Origin of the sequence: Streptomyces sp. NPDC096311 (assembly GCF_044763085.1) — a bacterium.
Taxonomy (GTDB): domain Bacteria; phylum Actinomycetota; class Actinomycetes; order Streptomycetales; family Streptomycetaceae; genus Streptomyces.
Window position 1 is genome coordinate 231,699 of record NZ_JBIWFN010000016.1, and the last position, 14,827, is coordinate 246,525.

Here is a 14,827-nt window from a genome sequence, read left to right on the forward strand (position 1 = left end):
GACGAAGGGAGCGTTCCGCTGTGACGCATGCTCACGAGGAAGAAGTGCTGGCCAGGATCGCCAAGGGGCTCGTCTACACCGAGTCGGAAGCGGCCTTCCTGGCCACTCGGCGCCGCACCGAGCAGATCTTCGAGTACAACCACACACCACCGAGCGAAAGGGAGAAGCGTCGATCGCTGCTCGTCACGATCCTCGGCTCGGTCGGTGAACGCACAGTGCTGCTGCCGCCGTTCCACGCCGGGTTCGGCAGCAACGTCTACATCGGCGACGACTTCTTCGGAAACGTGAACCTCACGTTCGTCGATGACGTGGATATCCGCATAGGCAACGGTGTCATGATCGCTCCCAGCGTGACACTGACCACGACGGGACACCCGGTGCATCCCTCACGACGTGCTGACTTCGGACGCTTCTCGGAGCCGATCGTGATCGAGGACAAGGTCTGGATCGGCAGCAACGCGGTGGTCCTGCCCGGCGTTCGCATCGGATACGGGTCGGTCGTCGGCGCCGGCAGCGTCGTCAGCCGCAGCATTCCCCCGATGACCGTCGCGGTCGGAACCCCTTGCCGGGTGATCCGCTGCATCACGGACGAGGACCTCACCACACGTACCGCCGGGCATTAAACCACCGAAAGCTGTGCCAGCGCCTCGTTCAAGTGATGCTCCGCAATTCCCTGCATGAACGCCCGGTCGGGGAAGTCCCCGTCGAGCAGCCGGAGCGGCCCCGCCGTCAGTGACAGGTGCTGGGTGAGCTTGTAGAGCGCGAGTCGGTCCTCGTCGAGGTCCTCCACCGCCAACCGCCGGTACTGGTCCTCGGAGTGGCGGAGCCGCAGGAACACATGCTCCCACTCGACGTCGAAGTACAGCAGCTCCTCAATGTCGATGATGACGGGGTTACCGTCCCGGTCCACCAGCACGTGGTCCAGCCCCAGCTCGCCATGGACGACCGAGTACTCGGCACGCGGCCGCACCGCCGCGGCGAGTTCACGCAGCCGCTCCTCCAGCCTGCCGCGGGCGTCCGCGATCCTCCGGTCACGAGACGCCGCCTCGGCGAGGCAGCGCAGCGCGAACTCGAGCGCTGCCTCCTCGCACGACGCCGCCCTGGACGTGCCCCCCTTGTCGATCTGGGCCACCTTGCCGAACGACGGCGCTCGATGGCGTCGCATCGCCGCCAGGGCATCGGCGAGGCGTGCCATCGTCGGCTCTGCGGCGCGCGGGTCGCGGTTGAACAGGTCCATCAAGTCCTTGCCGGGGAAGTCCTCCACGATCGCCAGGTCGGCCGGGTAGTGGGTACGGTCGCGGTCGACCAGGTGAACCTCGGGGACGCGCACGCCGAGCGAGGCCAGGCGCGCGTGGCTGGCCTCGAACAGGTCAAGTCCGACACCGGGCGAGAACGGATCCGTGAGGTCGCCGTCGCCCTGAGCCGCCGGCCAGTAGTTCTCCGACTCCTGCCACAGGTAGGCGATCGCCGTCGTGGCATCGTCCATCATCAGGCGGTACACGCCCTTCGTGGTGCCGCCGGCGAGTCGCTCGACCGCCTCCAGCCTCCGCCCGTCACTCAGTGCGGCACGGGCCGCCCCCGCCAACTGGTCCGGTGTCACTTTCCGAGGTGCCACGTCCACAACCCGCCTTTCCGGCTCGACAGCCCGGGCACCCTACGCGATCAACCTCTCAGCGCCGAACGAATTGTTCCGAGACCGCGACCATCCAAGACAGGACGACGGCCCATGTCTCGTCTGCGGACGCACCACCGGTGTGCCGCCTTTGGGTGCCCAGGTGCGTGCCCGGTGCGACGTCATCGAGACGGCGGCTTCGTCCTCGAAAGGGCGAGTACATGCTGGCCCGCACGTTCATCGCCGCCACCACCGGCGCCGGCCTCCGCCAGGTCGACTTCCTCAACGACCGGCACGGGTTCACCGCGCTGGCCGCCGACCGCCCCGCCCCCTGCCCGATGTCCGTCGACGTCACTGGCCGGATCAACGGCATGCCCTGGCGCGGACAGCTGGACTTCAGCGAGGCCGGGACCCTGATGCGGCACCTGGGCACAGTGGCCGCGATCATCTGCCTCTACCTGACCGGCATGCGCCCCCAGGAAGTCCGTGGCCTGCGCTCCGGTTGCTGCCCGGACCCCGAGCCCGCCGCCGACGGCACCGCCGGACGGCACCTGATCCGCAGCCACCACTACAAGAACGTCACCGACGAGGACGGCAACCACGTCTCCGCCGAGGGAACGCGAGGTCCCCTGGGTCGCCATCACGCCCGTCGTCCGCGCCATCCGCGTCCTGGAGCGCATCGTCCCTGACGGTGAGTACCTCTTCAGCTCCGCCCACCACGACTTTGTCTTCCAGCACGGCTACCCCGGAACGATGAAGAAGCATGCCCTGAACGTGCGTGTCGAGGACTTCGTCGCCTGGGCGAACCGAGAAGGCGAGGCCCACGGGCTGACCGACCAGGTCATCGCCCAGGACCCCGACGGCTCGATCGGAGTGTCGCGATTCCGGCGCACACTGGCCTGGCACATCGCCCGCCGTCCCGGCGGACTGATCGCGCTCGCCATTCAGTACGGGCACATGCGCACCGTCCTGGACGCCCGCACCTCCAGCGGCTACGCGACCCGCGGCCGCCGCGGCGCCCGTAGCGTCCTGGACATCGAGACCGCGCTGGCCGCCGCCGACACCGCCGCCCGCCTGCGCGACCGTGTCGCCGTCGGTGAGAACGTCTCCGGCCCGGCCGCCCGCAGAGCCCTGACCGCCGCCGCCCAGACTCCGCGCTTCGAGGGCCGTATCGTCCCGAAGACGTTCGCGAGGAAGGCCACCGCGTTCCTGGCCCGGGACGGCGTCGTCCTCTACGACAACCCGGACGCCTTCCTGATCTGCGCGTTCAAACGCGACACCGCGCTGTGTGAACCCGGACCAGGAGCAACGGCCCCGCGCCAGTACGACTGCCGGCCGGGCTCCGGCAACACCGTCCGCACCGACGCCCACGCCCGCCAACTACGCGAGCGGGCCGACGAGATCGAGCAGCCGGCCGACCACGCCCCCACACCGGTGGGCACGCGGCTGCGGTCCCACGCCAACCGGCTCAGGGTCACCGCGCAGGCTCACGACACCACCGCACAGTCCGCCGAGGCCCTGACATGAATCAGCAGCACCTCCACGAGCGCACCCGCATCCGCGAGGCGCGTCGCCGGGCCGCAAAAGACCGAGGTCTCTGCGCGTGCGAGCCTGGTCGGCGATGACGAACGCGTCCTTCTCGTCCGTCTTGCCCTGCCCGCGGTAGGCCGTCGACGCCTGGTGCACAGCCAGGCGGGTCATGTAGACCATCGGCTGTTGGCGGCCGAGCAGGAGGCCGATGAGCAGGGCGGCGCCGCCGTGGTTGATGTCCACGGCCCACAGGGCGTCCTCGGACAGGGCGAGTACGTCTGCGATGAGCTCCAGCAGGGCCGGTTCGTCGTTGAAGACTCGGCGTGAGAGGAGGCGTTCTCCCCGCTCGTTGACCACTACGCAGTGGTGGTGTTCCTCGCCGATGTCCACTCCGGCCCAGATCTGGGGCACGGTCTCCTCCGCCAGCTCGTCGTCACGCATCGATCCCGCAGACGACCTCGCCGACGTTGTCCTACGCAGCGATCGAGGCGCCTATCCCCATTAGCGGTCGAGTCGTCGCGGGGTTCCGGGCGGCCAAGTTCTTTGAGCCGTCCAACAGCGACAAGCTCACAGCCAAACCCCCGGGCCCGCCGATCCTACGAAGGACCGACTCAGACCTACGCTTGGAAGGTAGGACAAGCTCAGATCCCGTGTCCTAATCTCACGGTCGTCGGTGCCTTTGGGCCATTCCCCAGGATCGTGACTTGGGGCAGAGCAGTCAGGCCGGATGCGGCTTCGTGGCCGACCGCTACCGCACTATCCCGCGCTGCGCGGCGGGAGCCGCTGTGTGACCCGGTCGAACAAGTCCGTCAGTGGCTCACCGACATCCTGGCCAAACTCAGTCAGCCCGTAGGTGACTTGGGGCGGCGTCGTCGGCTCGACCTCCCGCCAGACCAGGCCGTCCTGGACCAGCGCGCGCAGGGTCTGAGCGAGCATCTTCTCGCTGATGCCCTGGATGCTGTCGCGCAGCTCGTAGAACCGAAGGTCGTTGCTCCGCAAGGAGATCAGCACCCAGATACCCCACCTGCTGGTCACGTGGTCGACCACGTCTCGTGCGGGGCAGTCGGTGTGAAACACCTCATACCGATGACCGGTCTCGGCCTGCGTCAGCTGCGCGCCTTCCCTCATGTCCGGAGCTTACCTTTGGGTATGTTCTTACGAAAAGTAAGCCCACCTTCTAGCGTCAATTGTCTCAGTGCACACTGGACTTGGAGCTGAACATGATCGTGGTAACCGGGGCTACCGGGAATGTGGGCCGGCCCTTGACGCAGGCCCTGGCCGAGGCGGGCGAGCAGGTGACGGCGGTGTCGCGGCACGCGGTGGCGGTGCCGGACGGGGTCCGGCATGTCTCGGCCGACTTGGCCGAACCGGCTGGCCTCACCCTTGCGTTGGACGGGGCGACGGCGCTGTTCCTCCTGCTGTCCGGCGACCTGCACGCCCCCGAAGCCAGGCCGACCGACCTCATCGGCCTGGCCGCGGCCAGCGGGGTTCGCCGGATCGTCCTGCTGTCTTCGCAGGGCGTGGCGACCAGGCCGCTCGGCCCGTCGCGGGTCGCGATGCGCGCGGTGGAGGACGCGTTGAAAGAGTCCGGCCTGGACTGGGCAGTCCTGCGACCGGGAGGCTTCGCCTCCAACGCCTTGGCCTGGGCGGAGTCCGTCCGCACGCAAGGGACGGTCGCCGCACCCTTCGGCGATGTCGGGGTTCCGATCGTCGACCCGGCGGACATCGCCGAGGCCGCGGCGGTCTGCCTGCTGGACGACCGGCACACCGGCGGGGTCTTCGAACTGACCGGGCCGGAAGTGATCACGCCGCGTCAGCAGACGGCGGCCATCGCCGCCGCGCTCGGCTCGCCGGTGCGGTTCCACGAACTCACCCGCGATGAGGCCAAGGCCGCGATGACCCAGTTCGTGCCGGCGGAGCTCGCCGACGACACCCTGGACATCATCGCCGCCCCGAACCCCGCCGAGCTGCGGATCAGCCCGGACGTGGAACGAGTCCTCGGCCGCTCCCCGCGCCCCTTCAACAGCTGGGTCGCCCGCAGCATCGCCGCTTTCCGCTGAGGCACAACGCAACTGAAGCGCCCGGGCAGCCTCGTGCGACCCACCTGGCAGAGTCCGACCGCGATGCCTACTTGGTCGGCCTGGCCCCAGGCTCCGACATCGACCACCACGGGACCCGCTTCACCGCACCCCTGCTCGGCGCCCTCCGGACGCGGCCACCGGACGCGTACGCCTCGGCCCTGCCCGGTTCGAGTTGGCGGCTTTCGAGGGCGGCGCCTGGTTCGGGGCGCCCTCGCTGTGCGCGGGGGTGGAGGGGTTGGCCTGGCGAGTGGGCCGCCTGGCCGTGCCTGATTACCCGACAGATGCCTGCCGGCTGTGGTCCCTGACCGATTTCTCGATCAAGCGCGCACACGTGGTGAACATCTCGACCTGCTCAGGAGTCAGAACACGCACGGAGACCTGCTCCAGGGTGCGCCACATGTCGGTGATGGGCTCCTGCAGGGCGCGCCCGGCATCGGTGAGGTGGACCACCATGACCCGCCGGTCATGAAGCGCGGGCTCCCGGGTGAGCAGCCCGGCGTCCTGCATGCGGCGCAGTGACTTGGAGACGGTGGAGTGGTCGAGGCCGACCCGCTCCAGCAGTTCCGCCTGGGTCTGGCCGTCGTGGTCGAAGAGCTGCATCAGCAGCAGTTCCTGGCCCGGGTGCAGGTTCATGGCGCGCAGCATGGCCGCGGCATGGCCGCGGTGGGCGCGAGCGAGCTGGAAGATGGCGTAGCTCAAACGCCCTTCGCCCGCCGCCTTCGGCAGCTCTGATGAGGTGGTACCGGACATTGCTGCTTCCTTGATCTCGTGAGTGGGAGTGATCGTTTAGTTGACGGTGAGGACGAGCTTGCCACGGTTGTGGCCGGCGTCACTGGCCTGCTGCGCCTGGGCGGCTTGTGCCAGCGGGTAGGTGGCGCTGAGCGTGGTCACCAGCGTGCCGTCGGCCGCCTGCCGGGCCAACTCGGCGAGGCGGGCGGCGGAGCGGCGCTGGGGTCCTTCGGCGAAGACGATGCCGAGTTCGCGGGCGCGGAAGTCGGCAGTGGTGACGATCCGGTCGGTGCCGCCGCGCAGGGCGATGGAGTCCTCCAGGGCGCCCTTGCCAGCGGCGTCGAAGACCGCGTCCACCCCTTCGGGGGCGAGCGCACGGACCCGCTCGACCAGGTTGTCCCCGTAGGTCAGCGCCGCGGCACCGAGCGAGGCGACGTACTCCTGGTTGGCCGCTCCGGCAGTGCCAAGGACGCGGGCACCGCGTGCCACGGCGAGCTGGACGGCGATGGTGCCGAGCGCGCCCGAGGCGCCGTGGATCAGCAGCGTCTCACCCGCGCTCACGTCGAGCAGGTCCAGCACTCGTTCTGCGCCGTCGCTCGCCACGGGCAGGGCCGCGGCATGCGTCCAGTCCAGACCGGTCGGCTTGGGGGCAAGGACCGCCGGGGAGGCCAGGGCGTACTGGGCGTAGGAGCCCGTGTCGGACCAGCCCAGAACCTCGTCGCCCACCTTCAGATGGTCGACACCCTCACCGAGCGCGTCTACCACGCCGGCGATTTCCCCGCCGGGCACGGCGGGCAGCGTGGTGGGGAAAATGGCCTCCATGACACCGGAGCGGATCTTGCCGTCCACCGGGTTGACGCCGACAGCGTGAACGCGCACGCGGACCTGGCCGGGGCCGGGCTGGGGGGTCGGGATCTCCGCCTCGTGCAGGACCTCGGTGCCGCCGAACGTGTCGAAAACGATGGCCTTCATGACTGCTGTCTCCTCAAGTGGATTCGCTCCGCGGCCACTTACGTGGCCAGCCACATAAAAGTAGCACTGATTGTGTGGCTGGCCAAGTAATTGTTTCGCAGCCCCCGGAGGCAACCCATCTGTCGTCATTCGATCGTTTGACGACAGGCGGCCGACGCGTCCAATGAACCCGTGCAGTCCGGGGGTTCGCGGGGGCTCGAAGCGCAGAAGTTCGTGGACGCGGTCCGGACCGAGATGGAACGGTTGTCAGAGGACGATGCTGTTCCGCTGGCCAGGCCAGTACGCGAGGACGTGCGCAAGCGTGTGGCCAACTGGAACACCTTGAGTTCGTGGCCGCTGCCCAACGTCTGGATCGGCACGTCGATCAAGTTGGATGAGTACTGCTCGCGGGCTGATGAACTGCGGGGCATCCCTGCGGCTGTCCGGTTCCTGTCGCTGGAACCGCTGCTTGGGCCAGTGCCGTCCCTGAAGCTGTCGCGGATCGACTGGGTGATCGTCGGCGGCGAGAGCGGCCCGGCTCACCGAGCGCTGGACTTGGCCTGGGTCCGCGACATTCGAGACCAGTGTGTCGATCTTCGGGTAGCTCTGTTCTTCAAGCAGGTCGGTGGGTTGACCCCGAAGGCCGGCGGCCGCCTGCTCGATGGCCGGACCTGGGTTGAGTATCCCGACACAGCGGACATGGTGGGGGTGTGACTCAGATGTGCGTCAAAGAGCCCCTGGGGGTGAGATCCCGGCCGGGGAGACGTCGGCCGAGTTTCGACGCACGTCCCCGGTAGCGGTTCCGGACCGGGCGTAGTCCACGGACGACCGGATCAGCAACTCGCCCTGTCGGCGATGGTGCTCGCGGTGGCTGGCCGTGGCGCTACGGCAGGTAGTGACTGGCCTGTGTTCCCAGGACGTTCAGCAGGGCCAGGGCGTCGGCGCCGGGGGATCCCGGCGGCGCGGTGAACAGCACGAGGTACTGGTCGCGGTCGGTGAGGGTGAGGGTGTCGCAGTCGACGGTGACCTCGCCGACGGTCGGGTGGCGGAAGGTCTTGGTGAGCATCGGCGCGGCCTGCACGTCGTGGCGTTCCCAGAGCCGGGCGAAGTCGGGGCTGGCGTCGCGGAGTTCGTCGACGAGGCCGGTCACCGCGGGATCGGTGGGGTAGCGGGCGAGGGTGGTGTGGAGCTGCATCACGACGCCCAGCCGGAAGTCGGCGGCGTCGGAGATCCCGTAGAGCGTCGCATCGGCGGGTTGCGGCCCGGGGAAGGCCCGGCGGGCGAGGTTGCGGTCCTCGGGGGCGAGCGGGGTGAAGTCCTCCATGAGCGCGGACGCGAGGTCGTTCCAGGCGAGGATCTCGCATGCTGCGGACATCACGAAGCCGGCCGTCCGCGGCAGCCGCTCAAGGAGCGCGAGGATGCTCGGGCGGACGTCGCGCCGGTGCAGTCCGGTACGGTTCGGCGCGGTGCCCGCGAGGACGTGGAGGTGGTCCGACTCGGTGTCGGTGAGCCGCAGCGCACCGGCGATCGCGGCCAGGACGTCGCCCGAGGGGCGTGGCGCCCTGCCCTGCTCGAGGCGGACGTAGTACTCGGTCGAGATGTGCGCGAGGACGGCCACTTCCTCGCGGCGCAGACCGGGCGTGCGGCGTCGCGGGCCGCGGGGGAGGCCGACGTCCTGCGGGCGGAGTCGCTCGCGGCGGCTGCGGAGGAACGCCCCGAGTTCCTGTTTGTCCATACGGCCAGTGTGCGCGCGGCGCGGCGGCGGATCCTGGTACAGCCTGTGCCTGTATCCGGCCGGCAGCCGGCCGGACGCTGTTGCCATGACGAACACCACGAACACCACGAACACCACAAACAGCGCACCCGTCGGCCTGCTCACCGGCAAGGTCGTCTTCATCACCGGCGCCAGCCGCGGCATCGGGGCGGCCGCGGCTCGGCTCTTCGCCTCCGAGGGCGCCGCCGTCGTGCTCGCTGCCCGCGGCACCGACGCCCTCCAGACCATCGTGAAGGAGATCCGTGCCGACGGCGGCACCGCTGACGCCGTCACCCTGGACCTCGCCGACAGCGCGAGCATCCGCGCGGCTGTCGACCACGTCGAAAAGCTGCACGGACGGCTCGACGGCGCCTTCAACAACGGCGCGGTCCCCCAGCAGCAGTTCGGCCCGGTCGAGACCACCAGCGACGAGGACATCGACGAGCAGTTCGCCGTGAACTTCCGCTCCCACTGGACCGCCATGAACGCCGAGGCCGCGCTCATGCGGCGGGGCGGCGGCGGGGCGATCGTCAACACCTCGAGCATCGGCAGCCGTCGGGCGAACCCCGCCCTGCCCGCCTACGGCGCCATGAAGCGCGCGCTCAACAGCCTCACCGAGACCGCCGCGGTGAACTGGGCCGGTGACCGTATCCGGGTCAACGGCATCACCCCTGGCGGCACCGCCACCGAGATGATCGACACCTGGGCGGCGGCGACTCCCGGCATCGTCGCACAGATGACCAAGTCGATCCCGCTCGGTCAGATGGCCGAGCCCCGGCAGATCGCCGAGGCGGCTGCTTGGCTGCTCAGCGACCGGGCCTCGTACGTGACCGGCGCGATCCTGCCGGTCGACGGCGGCGCCGGCGCCTGACCAGGGCAGCCCAGCATCACCCGCCAGCGCCCACCCTCTCGGCGCCGAGCCCTCCCCCTGTAAGGGCCGCCCAGCCCCCAGTGGGCTCTGCTACGCGCAGACCTGCGACCCAGCCCTCGGGCCGGGTACCGCGGCCGGCCCTTACGGCCCCCACACCGCCACCTTCAAAAATGGAGGAACGCCCGATCATGAACAGACCCTCCGGGTTCTCTTCTTGGTCCTCCGGTGTCCGTCACCGGGAGCGGGTCGGAAAAGGGCGTTCGTCCCGCTTCCCCCGCACCGATGGCGGCGGGGGCGTCGGCGCAAGCTGGTGTGCGCCGACGAGAGAGTGCCGGGTCCGGGTGAGGGCGCAGCAAGGTTCCCGCACCCGCTTCTCATGACCGCGCTTTGACGAGCGGCAGTGAGGGGGGGTGATCACCCTCCTCACTGCACGCGTGCCAGGCGAGCGGTCCGGTCCTGAGGGGGATGCGGGCTGGGCGCCGGGGGCTACGGCGACTCCCCGGTACTGGACGTCGGGATCAGGCGGCGGTCCAGTCGCGCAGCTGGCGGGCGATCCGGGCGACGCCCAGCGCTCCGGAGGCCGCGTCGCGCACGAGCGCGACGGCAGCCTTGGGCGGGTACGCCAGTTCGCGCGCGTTGAGGATCAAATAGGCCTCGGTCGCGTGCCAGGCGAAGGCTTCGTTGGAGTGTTCCAGGCACGGCAGTTTCGCCAGGGTCTGCAGAAGGGCTGCGGCTTTGAGGTGCAGTGATCCGTAGACGTCGTGCTCCATCGCCCTGGCATTGACGCGGGCGACAGCGGCGTAGAGCGGCCCGTAGTCGTCGACCTGCGGATCGCGGTCGAGCAGCTCGGCGGCGTGCAACAGAAAGGTGACGTCGAGCGGGAGGGGTTTCGGCTGGGTCACGCGGCGTGGCCTCGCTCCTGGTGCTCGAGTTCCTGCCGCGCCTCCTGCTCGGCTGCCCGCTGTTCGGCGCTGGGGTCCAGGCTGCTGGGCTCGGCCGCGAAAGCCGCGCTGCTACGGGCCATGGATGTCTTGAAGCCTTCCAGGAAGCGCTGCTCCACGGCGGTCGCACGGTCGTAGGCCGCCGAGAGGATGTACTCCTGCATGCTGACCCCCGCTTGTTTCGCGGCTGCCGCGATAGCGGCCCGCTGGGCAGGGTCAGGAAAGCGAAGACTCATCGCTTTGGGATCCGACATGGTATCTACGGTATCATTGATACCGTCTGTGCGTCTCGAGACGCACCACAACCGTCGCGGCCATCGCCGGGAACCCTGTAGCCACCTGCCGCCGAGCACGAAGCCCCCGCCCTGGGCGCGGCCGGGGGCTTCATGCGGACTGGGATCTACCGGTACCAGTACGTGGCGCCCCGGTAGTGCGAGCAGGTGCCGCGGGCGTGGGCGCTGTAGGACCAGGTGCTGTCCTTGCACTTCGCCGTTGCCCCGCGTGGATGCGGCGAGTTGGCCTTGCAGACGCCCGTGGTGTGCCGGGTGCACGTCGCTGCTGCTGCGTCGGTCGCCACCGCGACCGGGGCAACGAGCGCGGCTGCCAGTACGGCTGCCGCAACCATATGCGCGACTTGTACGGATGGCGATCAGGCGCTGTAGTGCACGGGCTTCGGCGTCCGTGACATGAGCGTGGCGGCCGCGTCCGGGACGCTGGTAATGCCGTCGATCACCGCGGCGACGACCTCGGCGATCGGCATCTCAACCCCGTGGACCCGCGACAGGTCCAAATGGCCCGGCACGAATTCACACCCTCAGCCGTCTGCCCCGTCGCCGTCGTGGCTTCCTGCACTCTCATTCCCTGCCCGAGATGCTCGCCGAAGGTCCGTTCTTCGCGCTCAGCGTGTCTCATGAGACATGTGGCTTGGCGCCGGCCAGGTGATTGGCCTGGAGGTCAGCGGTGTTGGCGAGAGCGTGCCGGGGGCGGTGGCGAAATGGCGGCTGAGACGTCATGACCGACACCATGCGTGAGGTGACCGCCCGTCTCTGCCCCGACGCCTGATCAACACCCGCTGGCCGATAGCTGAACGCCCCGCTCGTCTCCGGACCGGCGGGGCATCGCCGTACCCGGCTCCTCTCGACGCTCTCGCGGTCCATGGGCCTCACCCCCGGCTTCATACCCCGGCTCTGCGCCAGCCGGACCCGGACGCCGCCAACGTCATGTGACGGCACAACTGCGTCGAGGGTGAGTCAGTGTTGCTCAGGCTTCGCTGAACGCGACATGAGTTCCTTGACGGCTGCCTGAGGGGGTTTCCCGCTGTGGACGATGTCGACGACCGTGCTGGTGATGGGCATGTCGACACCGTGGCGGTGCGCGAGGTCAAGCACTGAGAGACAGGATTTCACGCCCTCCGCAGTCTGCTTTGTTGCGGCGATGGTTTCCTGCAGTGTCATTCCGCGGCCGAGGTTGGCGCCGAAGGTGTTGTTGCGTGACAGGGGTGAGGAACAGGTGGCGAAGAGGTCGCCCATGCCGGCCAGGCCCGCGGAGGTGCGTGGGTCGGCGCCCACTGCCTCTCCGAGGCGGGTGGTCTCGGCGCGGCCCCCGGGTGATCAGTGTTGCCTTGGTGTTGTCGCCGAGGCCCATGCCGTCAGCAATGCCAACGGCCAAGGCAATGACGTTCTTCACGGCGCCGCCGAGTTCGCAGCCGATCACGTCGCTGCTGGTGTACGGGCGGAAGAAGCTGGTGTGACAGGCGGCTTGGAGCCGCATGGCGACGGATTCGTCCTTGCAGGCTACGACGCTGGCCGCAGGCTGTCGCCGGACGATCTCTCCGGCCAGATTGGGCCCCGACACAACGGCGATGCGCTCTGGGCCCGCGCCTGTGACGTCGGCGATGACCTCGCTCATCAACTTGGCGGTCCCGAGTTCGACGCCTTTCATGAGGCTGACCAGCACCGTGGTCGGTGCGATGCCAGGCGCCCAGGTTCTGAGGTTGGCGCGCAGCGTCTGGGAGGGGGGAACGAGCACCACGAAGTCGGCGCCCGACGCGGCCCTCGCCGGATCGGTCGTTGCCGTGATCCCGGTCGGGAGTACGACGCCGGGGAAGTACTCCGGGTTGGTGCCAGTGGTGTTGATGGAGTCGACCAGTTCGGGGCGTCGCCCCCACAGGGAGACCTCGCATCCCGCGTCGGCCAAGACCACGGCGAACGCCGTGCCCCAGGAGCCAGCGCCGAACACGGCGAATCGGGTCGTCACCGACCGGCCTCCCTCTGATCGCGCTGCTGGTATGACGTGCACGTCGGCGGCCTAGCGTAGTCACTGCGGCCTGGCCGGCACCGGTACACGAAAGAGTCGTACACGGCTGGGGACGTTCAGTGGTACGTCCTCCCATCCTCGAGGAGAGGAGGACGCGGACCGGCACGATGTGTGTCGGCTCAGGCGGGGAGCTCAGCTGACAAGCGGCGGGTGACGGAGTGTCGGACCTCGAACTCGTGGGCGGACATGCGAGTGCCGCTGACCTCGATGACTTCGCCGGGCGTGTGTTCGGGGTTTCCCAGGAAGGTGTCCTCCCTGCATACGCGACCAGAACCGGGCACAGTACGTGGCTGAGGCTGTCGTCGCGCTCTCTCCCTCAGAACCCATCCTTGAACCTCGATTGATCTCCTCGCGCTCGCCCGGCTTCATCGCGATGAGTGCGGACACCGCCGAGCACGACCTCACTCGGACAGCGCGACCGGGGACCACATGCCGAACCACTGCTCAGCGCCGTAAGCCTCGAACCGCTCTACCTCGATAAAGCCAAGCTTCGCCGCGAGGCGCATCGAGCGGACGTTGGCGGTCTGGGTGGCGAGTACCACTGGTTTGCCGGGAAGTGCGTCGGTGAACCAGCCGAGTGCCGCTGCGCACGCCTCGGCGGCGTATCCGCGTCCCCAGGTCTCTGGCAGGAACAGGTAGCCGAGCTCGGCCTTCCCGGCAGCCTGCCGAAGGTGCCCCGTGTCTTTGGTGAGCGTGATCTGGCCGATCATCGCTCCGTCGAGATCGATCACGAAGAAGCCAGGCCGCCGTCCGGGTATCTCAGGCACCTCGCGTTCGAGCTCATCGCGCGGTCGAGGACCACCGAGGTAGGTGTGCACGTCCGATGAGGCGAACAACTCGATGAACGCCGCCCGGTCCCGGGCCTCGGACTCACGGAGCACGAGCCTCTCGGTCCTGATCGGGGCAGGCGGCCAGGCGACGGGTCCAAGATCAGTCATGCCGACCAGCCAATCAGCAGGCTTGGTAGCGATCAAGACTCGCCGACCGATCAACTCACCTGCCCGGGCCTGTCCTTCTTCTCTCACATCCCCTCCAACGAGCCACAAGCAGTGCTGCTTCACCCTGCGGGTTTAAGGATGGGTTCTCAGCCTGGATCAGCGGGCTTGGCGAGGACCGCGCGGGCGGAAGAGCGTAACGGTGCCTGGAAGCCCCTTCTCGCGGCCCAGCGGGCGGCTGTCCGCAGGCATTTCCTCGCGAGGGCGAGGTCGAGATCAGGCGGCTTGCCCGTGTCGGCCGAGTACACCACGCTGAGCCCCGAGCACGAGGACTACCGGCGAGCCCAGATCGCGCACCGATGAGTTTCCCGCGCCGCGCTGGTCTATACGCCGGACACCCACGGACGGAAGGCTGGGCCATGCGGAAACTGATCTACGGCATGAACGTGACCCTGGACGGCTACATCGCGGCGGCCGGCGACGACATCGGCTGGAGCGGACCGCCGAGCCACGAGCTGTTCCAGTGGTGGCTCGACCACGAGCAGGCGAGTGGCCTGTCGCTGTATGGGCGCAAGCTATGGGAGATGATGAGCTCCTACTGGCCGACCGGTGACCAGCAGCCGGGCGCCACCCCGGCGGAGATCGAGTTCGCGCGGAACTGGCGGGACACGCCGAAGGTAGTGTTCTCCTCGACGATCGACAAGGTCGACTGGAACACCCGCCTGGTCACCGGCGACGCGATCGCCGAGATCACCCGGCTCAAGGCCGAGGACGGCGGCCCAATGAACATCGGCGGCGCAACGCTCGCCGGGGCGGCCATGCGCGCCGGGCTGATCGACGAGTACGCGATCGCCACCCATCCGGTCGTGGTGGGCAGCGGCACGCCGTTCTTCACCGCGCTGGACAGCTGGGTGAACCTGAACCTGGTGGAGACGCGGACGTCTCCCGGCGGCGTGGTCCTGACCATGTACGAGACGAGGCGCTGAGTAGCAGCACCCCACGCGCTAGGCGTATGGGTCTGGTGCAGGTTTGGGTGACAGGTTCGGTCACGCGACCTGGGAGGCCGGTGTGGTCATGACGGTCTCGAATTCGACGGAGGTCAGCCGGC

18 protein-coding genes and 2 pseudogenes are annotated in these 14,827 nt (G+C 68.8%); 7 read left to right on the forward strand and 13 right to left on the reverse strand.

Annotated elements, in window-relative coordinates; translation table 11 throughout:
• Positions 1 to 20: 20 nt before the first annotated feature.
• A complete protein-coding gene (locus ACIRA5_RS35860) occupies positions 21 to 623 on the forward strand; it encodes a sugar O-acetyltransferase (protein ID WP_403698119.1) in 603 nt (200 codons plus the stop codon).
• On the opposite strand, the gene ACIRA5_RS35865 is transcribed toward ACIRA5_RS35860, so the two are convergent.
• A complete protein-coding gene (locus ACIRA5_RS35865) occupies positions 620 to 1,600 on the reverse strand; it encodes a phosphotransferase family protein (RefSeq protein WP_403698163.1) in 981 nt (326 codons plus the stop codon). The genes ACIRA5_RS35860 and ACIRA5_RS35865 overlap by 4 nt on opposite strands.
• Before the next feature lie 233 nt (positions 1,601 to 1,833).
• Between ACIRA5_RS35865 and ACIRA5_RS35870 the strand changes: the two genes are divergently transcribed.
• Positions 1,834 to 2,301: a hypothetical protein gene (locus tag ACIRA5_RS35870; protein ID WP_403698120.1), complete on the forward strand. Its 468-nt coding sequence runs from the start codon at positions 1,834 to 1,836 to the stop codon at positions 2,299 to 2,301.
• A 64-nt stretch (positions 2,302 to 2,365) separates the two neighbouring features.
• Positions 2,366 to 3,139, forward strand: coding sequence for a hypothetical protein (locus ACIRA5_RS35875; protein WP_403698122.1), 774 nt, complete (start codon positions 2,366 to 2,368; stop codon positions 3,137 to 3,139).
• A 42-nt stretch (positions 3,140 to 3,181) separates the two neighbouring features.
• Here the strand turns inward: ACIRA5_RS35875 and ACIRA5_RS35880 are convergent.
• Together ACIRA5_RS35880 and ACIRA5_RS35885 are read right to left on the reverse strand one after the other, a co-directional pair.
• Positions 3,182 to 3,583 (reverse strand): annotated as a pseudogene (locus tag ACIRA5_RS35880) (IS110 family transposase); the annotation flags it as partial.
• A gap of 315 nt (positions 3,584 to 3,898) precedes the next feature.
• Positions 3,899 to 4,270: a winged helix-turn-helix transcriptional regulator gene (locus ACIRA5_RS35885; RefSeq protein WP_403698124.1), complete on the reverse strand. Its 372-nt coding sequence runs from the start codon at positions 4,268 to 4,270 to the stop codon at positions 3,899 to 3,901.
• A gap of 92 nt (positions 4,271 to 4,362) precedes the next feature.
• On the opposite strand from ACIRA5_RS35885, the gene ACIRA5_RS35890 reads away from it, so the two are divergent.
• Positions 4,363 to 5,202, forward strand: a complete 840-nt coding sequence (locus tag ACIRA5_RS35890) for an SDR family oxidoreductase (RefSeq protein WP_403698126.1) — start codon at positions 4,363 to 4,365, stop codon at positions 5,200 to 5,202.
• Positions 5,203 to 5,493: 291 nt separating this feature from the next.
• On the opposite strand, the gene ACIRA5_RS35895 is transcribed toward ACIRA5_RS35890, so the two are convergent.
• Complete coding sequence (locus ACIRA5_RS35895) at positions 5,494 to 5,973, reverse strand: MarR family winged helix-turn-helix transcriptional regulator (protein ID WP_403698127.1); 480 nt, start codon at positions 5,971 to 5,973, stop codon at positions 5,494 to 5,496.
• 36 nt (positions 5,974 to 6,009) lie between these two features.
• Positions 6,010 to 6,924 (reverse strand): NADP-dependent oxidoreductase, encoded by a 915-nt coding sequence (locus ACIRA5_RS35900; RefSeq protein WP_403698129.1) that lies wholly within the window; start codon positions 6,922 to 6,924, stop codon positions 6,010 to 6,012.
• Positions 6,925 to 7,095: 171 nt separating this feature from the next.
• On the opposite strand from ACIRA5_RS35900, the gene ACIRA5_RS35905 reads away from it, so the two are divergent.
• Positions 7,096 to 7,617: a DUF5131 family protein gene (locus ACIRA5_RS35905; protein ID WP_403698131.1), complete on the forward strand. Its 522-nt coding sequence runs from the start codon at positions 7,096 to 7,098 to the stop codon at positions 7,615 to 7,617.
• Between the two features lie 169 nt (positions 7,618 to 7,786).
• Here ACIRA5_RS35905 and ACIRA5_RS35910 read toward each other — a convergent pair whose 3' ends face one another.
• Positions 7,787 to 8,638 (reverse strand): helix-turn-helix transcriptional regulator, encoded by an 852-nt coding sequence (locus ACIRA5_RS35910; RefSeq protein ID WP_403698133.1) that lies wholly within the window; start codon positions 8,636 to 8,638, stop codon positions 7,787 to 7,789.
• Between the two features lie 85 nt (positions 8,639 to 8,723).
• Here ACIRA5_RS35910 and ACIRA5_RS35915 point away from each other — a divergent pair, with 85 nt between their 5' ends.
• Positions 8,724 to 9,527: an SDR family NAD(P)-dependent oxidoreductase gene (locus ACIRA5_RS35915; RefSeq protein ID WP_403698135.1), complete on the forward strand. Its 804-nt coding sequence runs from the start codon at positions 8,724 to 8,726 to the stop codon at positions 9,525 to 9,527.
• A gap of 518 nt (positions 9,528 to 10,045) precedes the next feature.
• Here ACIRA5_RS35915 and ACIRA5_RS35920 read toward each other — a convergent pair.
• The 7 genes and pseudogenes from ACIRA5_RS35920 to ACIRA5_RS35950 form a co-directional block, all read right to left on the reverse strand.
• Positions 10,046 to 10,429, reverse strand: a complete 384-nt coding sequence (locus tag ACIRA5_RS35920) for a fic family toxin-antitoxin system, toxin component (RefSeq protein ID WP_403698137.1) — start codon at positions 10,427 to 10,429, stop codon at positions 10,046 to 10,048.
• The gene (locus ACIRA5_RS35925; RefSeq protein ID WP_403698165.1) at positions 10,426 to 10,704 is read right to left on the reverse strand and encodes a hypothetical protein; all 279 of its coding nucleotides are present in this window, start codon (positions 10,702 to 10,704) and stop codon (positions 10,426 to 10,428) included. Before ACIRA5_RS35925 ends, ACIRA5_RS35920 begins: the two co-directional genes overlap by 4 nt.
• A 164-nt stretch (positions 10,705 to 10,868) precedes the next feature.
• Complete coding sequence (locus tag ACIRA5_RS35930) at positions 10,869 to 11,093, reverse strand: hypothetical protein (RefSeq protein ID WP_403698139.1); 225 nt, start codon at positions 11,091 to 11,093, stop codon at positions 10,869 to 10,871.
• A 24-nt stretch (positions 11,094 to 11,117) separates the two neighbouring features.
• Positions 11,118 to 11,270 (reverse strand): hypothetical protein, encoded by a 153-nt coding sequence (locus ACIRA5_RS35935; RefSeq protein WP_403698171.1) that lies wholly within the window; start codon positions 11,268 to 11,270, stop codon positions 11,118 to 11,120.
• Positions 11,198 to 11,380: a hypothetical protein gene (locus ACIRA5_RS35940; protein WP_403698140.1), complete on the reverse strand. Its 183-nt coding sequence runs from the start codon at positions 11,378 to 11,380 to the stop codon at positions 11,198 to 11,200. Before ACIRA5_RS35940 ends, ACIRA5_RS35935 begins: the two co-directional genes overlap by 73 nt.
• Positions 11,381 to 11,718: 338 nt before the next feature.
• Positions 11,719 to 12,724 (reverse strand): annotated as a pseudogene (locus tag ACIRA5_RS35945) (NAD(P)H-dependent glycerol-3-phosphate dehydrogenase).
• 461 nt (positions 12,725 to 13,185) lie between these two features.
• The gene (locus ACIRA5_RS35950; RefSeq protein ID WP_403698167.1) at positions 13,186 to 13,722 is read right to left on the reverse strand and encodes a GNAT family N-acetyltransferase; all 537 of its coding nucleotides are present in this window, start codon (positions 13,720 to 13,722) and stop codon (positions 13,186 to 13,188) included.
• A gap of 416 nt (positions 13,723 to 14,138) precedes the next feature.
• Between ACIRA5_RS35950 and ACIRA5_RS35955 the strand changes: the two genes are divergently transcribed.
• Complete coding sequence (locus tag ACIRA5_RS35955; RefSeq protein ID WP_403698141.1) at positions 14,139 to 14,705, forward strand: dihydrofolate reductase family protein; 567 nt, start codon at positions 14,139 to 14,141, stop codon at positions 14,703 to 14,705.
• Positions 14,706 to 14,827: the final 122 nt, after the last annotated feature.

Excerpts from the sequence above, each read along its gene's own strand:
- ACIRA5_RS35870 (WP_403698120.1), top strand. The coding sequence starts at position 1,834 with ATGCTGGCCCGCACGTTCATCGCCGCCACCACCGGCGCCGGCCTCCGC.
- ACIRA5_RS35875 (WP_403698122.1), top strand. The coding sequence starts at position 2,366 with ATGAAGAAGCATGCCCTGAACGTGCGTGTCGAGGACTTCGTCGCCTGG.
- ACIRA5_RS35885 (WP_403698124.1), bottom strand. The coding sequence starts at position 4,270 with ATGAGGGAAGGCGCGCAGCTGACGCAGGCCGAGACCGGTCATCGGTAT.
- ACIRA5_RS35890 (WP_403698126.1), top strand. The coding sequence starts at position 4,363 with ATGATCGTGGTAACCGGGGCTACCGGGAATGTGGGCCGGCCCTTGACG.
- ACIRA5_RS35895 (WP_403698127.1), bottom strand. The coding sequence starts at position 5,973 with ATGTCCGGTACCACCTCATCAGAGCTGCCGAAGGCGGCGGGCGAAGGG.
- ACIRA5_RS35900 (WP_403698129.1), bottom strand. The coding sequence starts at position 6,924 with ATGAAGGCCATCGTTTTCGACACGTTCGGCGGCACCGAGGTCCTGCAC.
- ACIRA5_RS35910 (WP_403698133.1), bottom strand. The coding sequence starts at position 8,638 with ATGGACAAACAGGAACTCGGGGCGTTCCTCCGCAGCCGCCGCGAGCGA.
- ACIRA5_RS35915 (WP_403698135.1), top strand. The coding sequence starts at position 8,724 with ATGACGAACACCACGAACACCACGAACACCACAAACAGCGCACCCGTC.
- ACIRA5_RS35925 (WP_403698165.1), bottom strand. The coding sequence starts at position 10,704 with ATGAGTCTTCGCTTTCCTGACCCTGCCCAGCGGGCCGCTATCGCGGCA.
- ACIRA5_RS35930 (WP_403698139.1), bottom strand. The coding sequence starts at position 11,093 with ATGGTTGCGGCAGCCGTACTGGCAGCCGCGCTCGTTGCCCCGGTCGCG.
- ACIRA5_RS35940 (WP_403698140.1), bottom strand. The coding sequence starts at position 11,380 with ATGAGACACGCTGAGCGCGAAGAACGGACCTTCGGCGAGCATCTCGGG.
- ACIRA5_RS35950 (WP_403698167.1), bottom strand. The coding sequence starts at position 13,722 with ATGACTGATCTTGGACCCGTCGCCTGGCCGCCTGCCCCGATCAGGACC.
- ACIRA5_RS35955 (WP_403698141.1), top strand. The coding sequence starts at position 14,139 with ATGCGGAAACTGATCTACGGCATGAACGTGACCCTGGACGGCTACATC.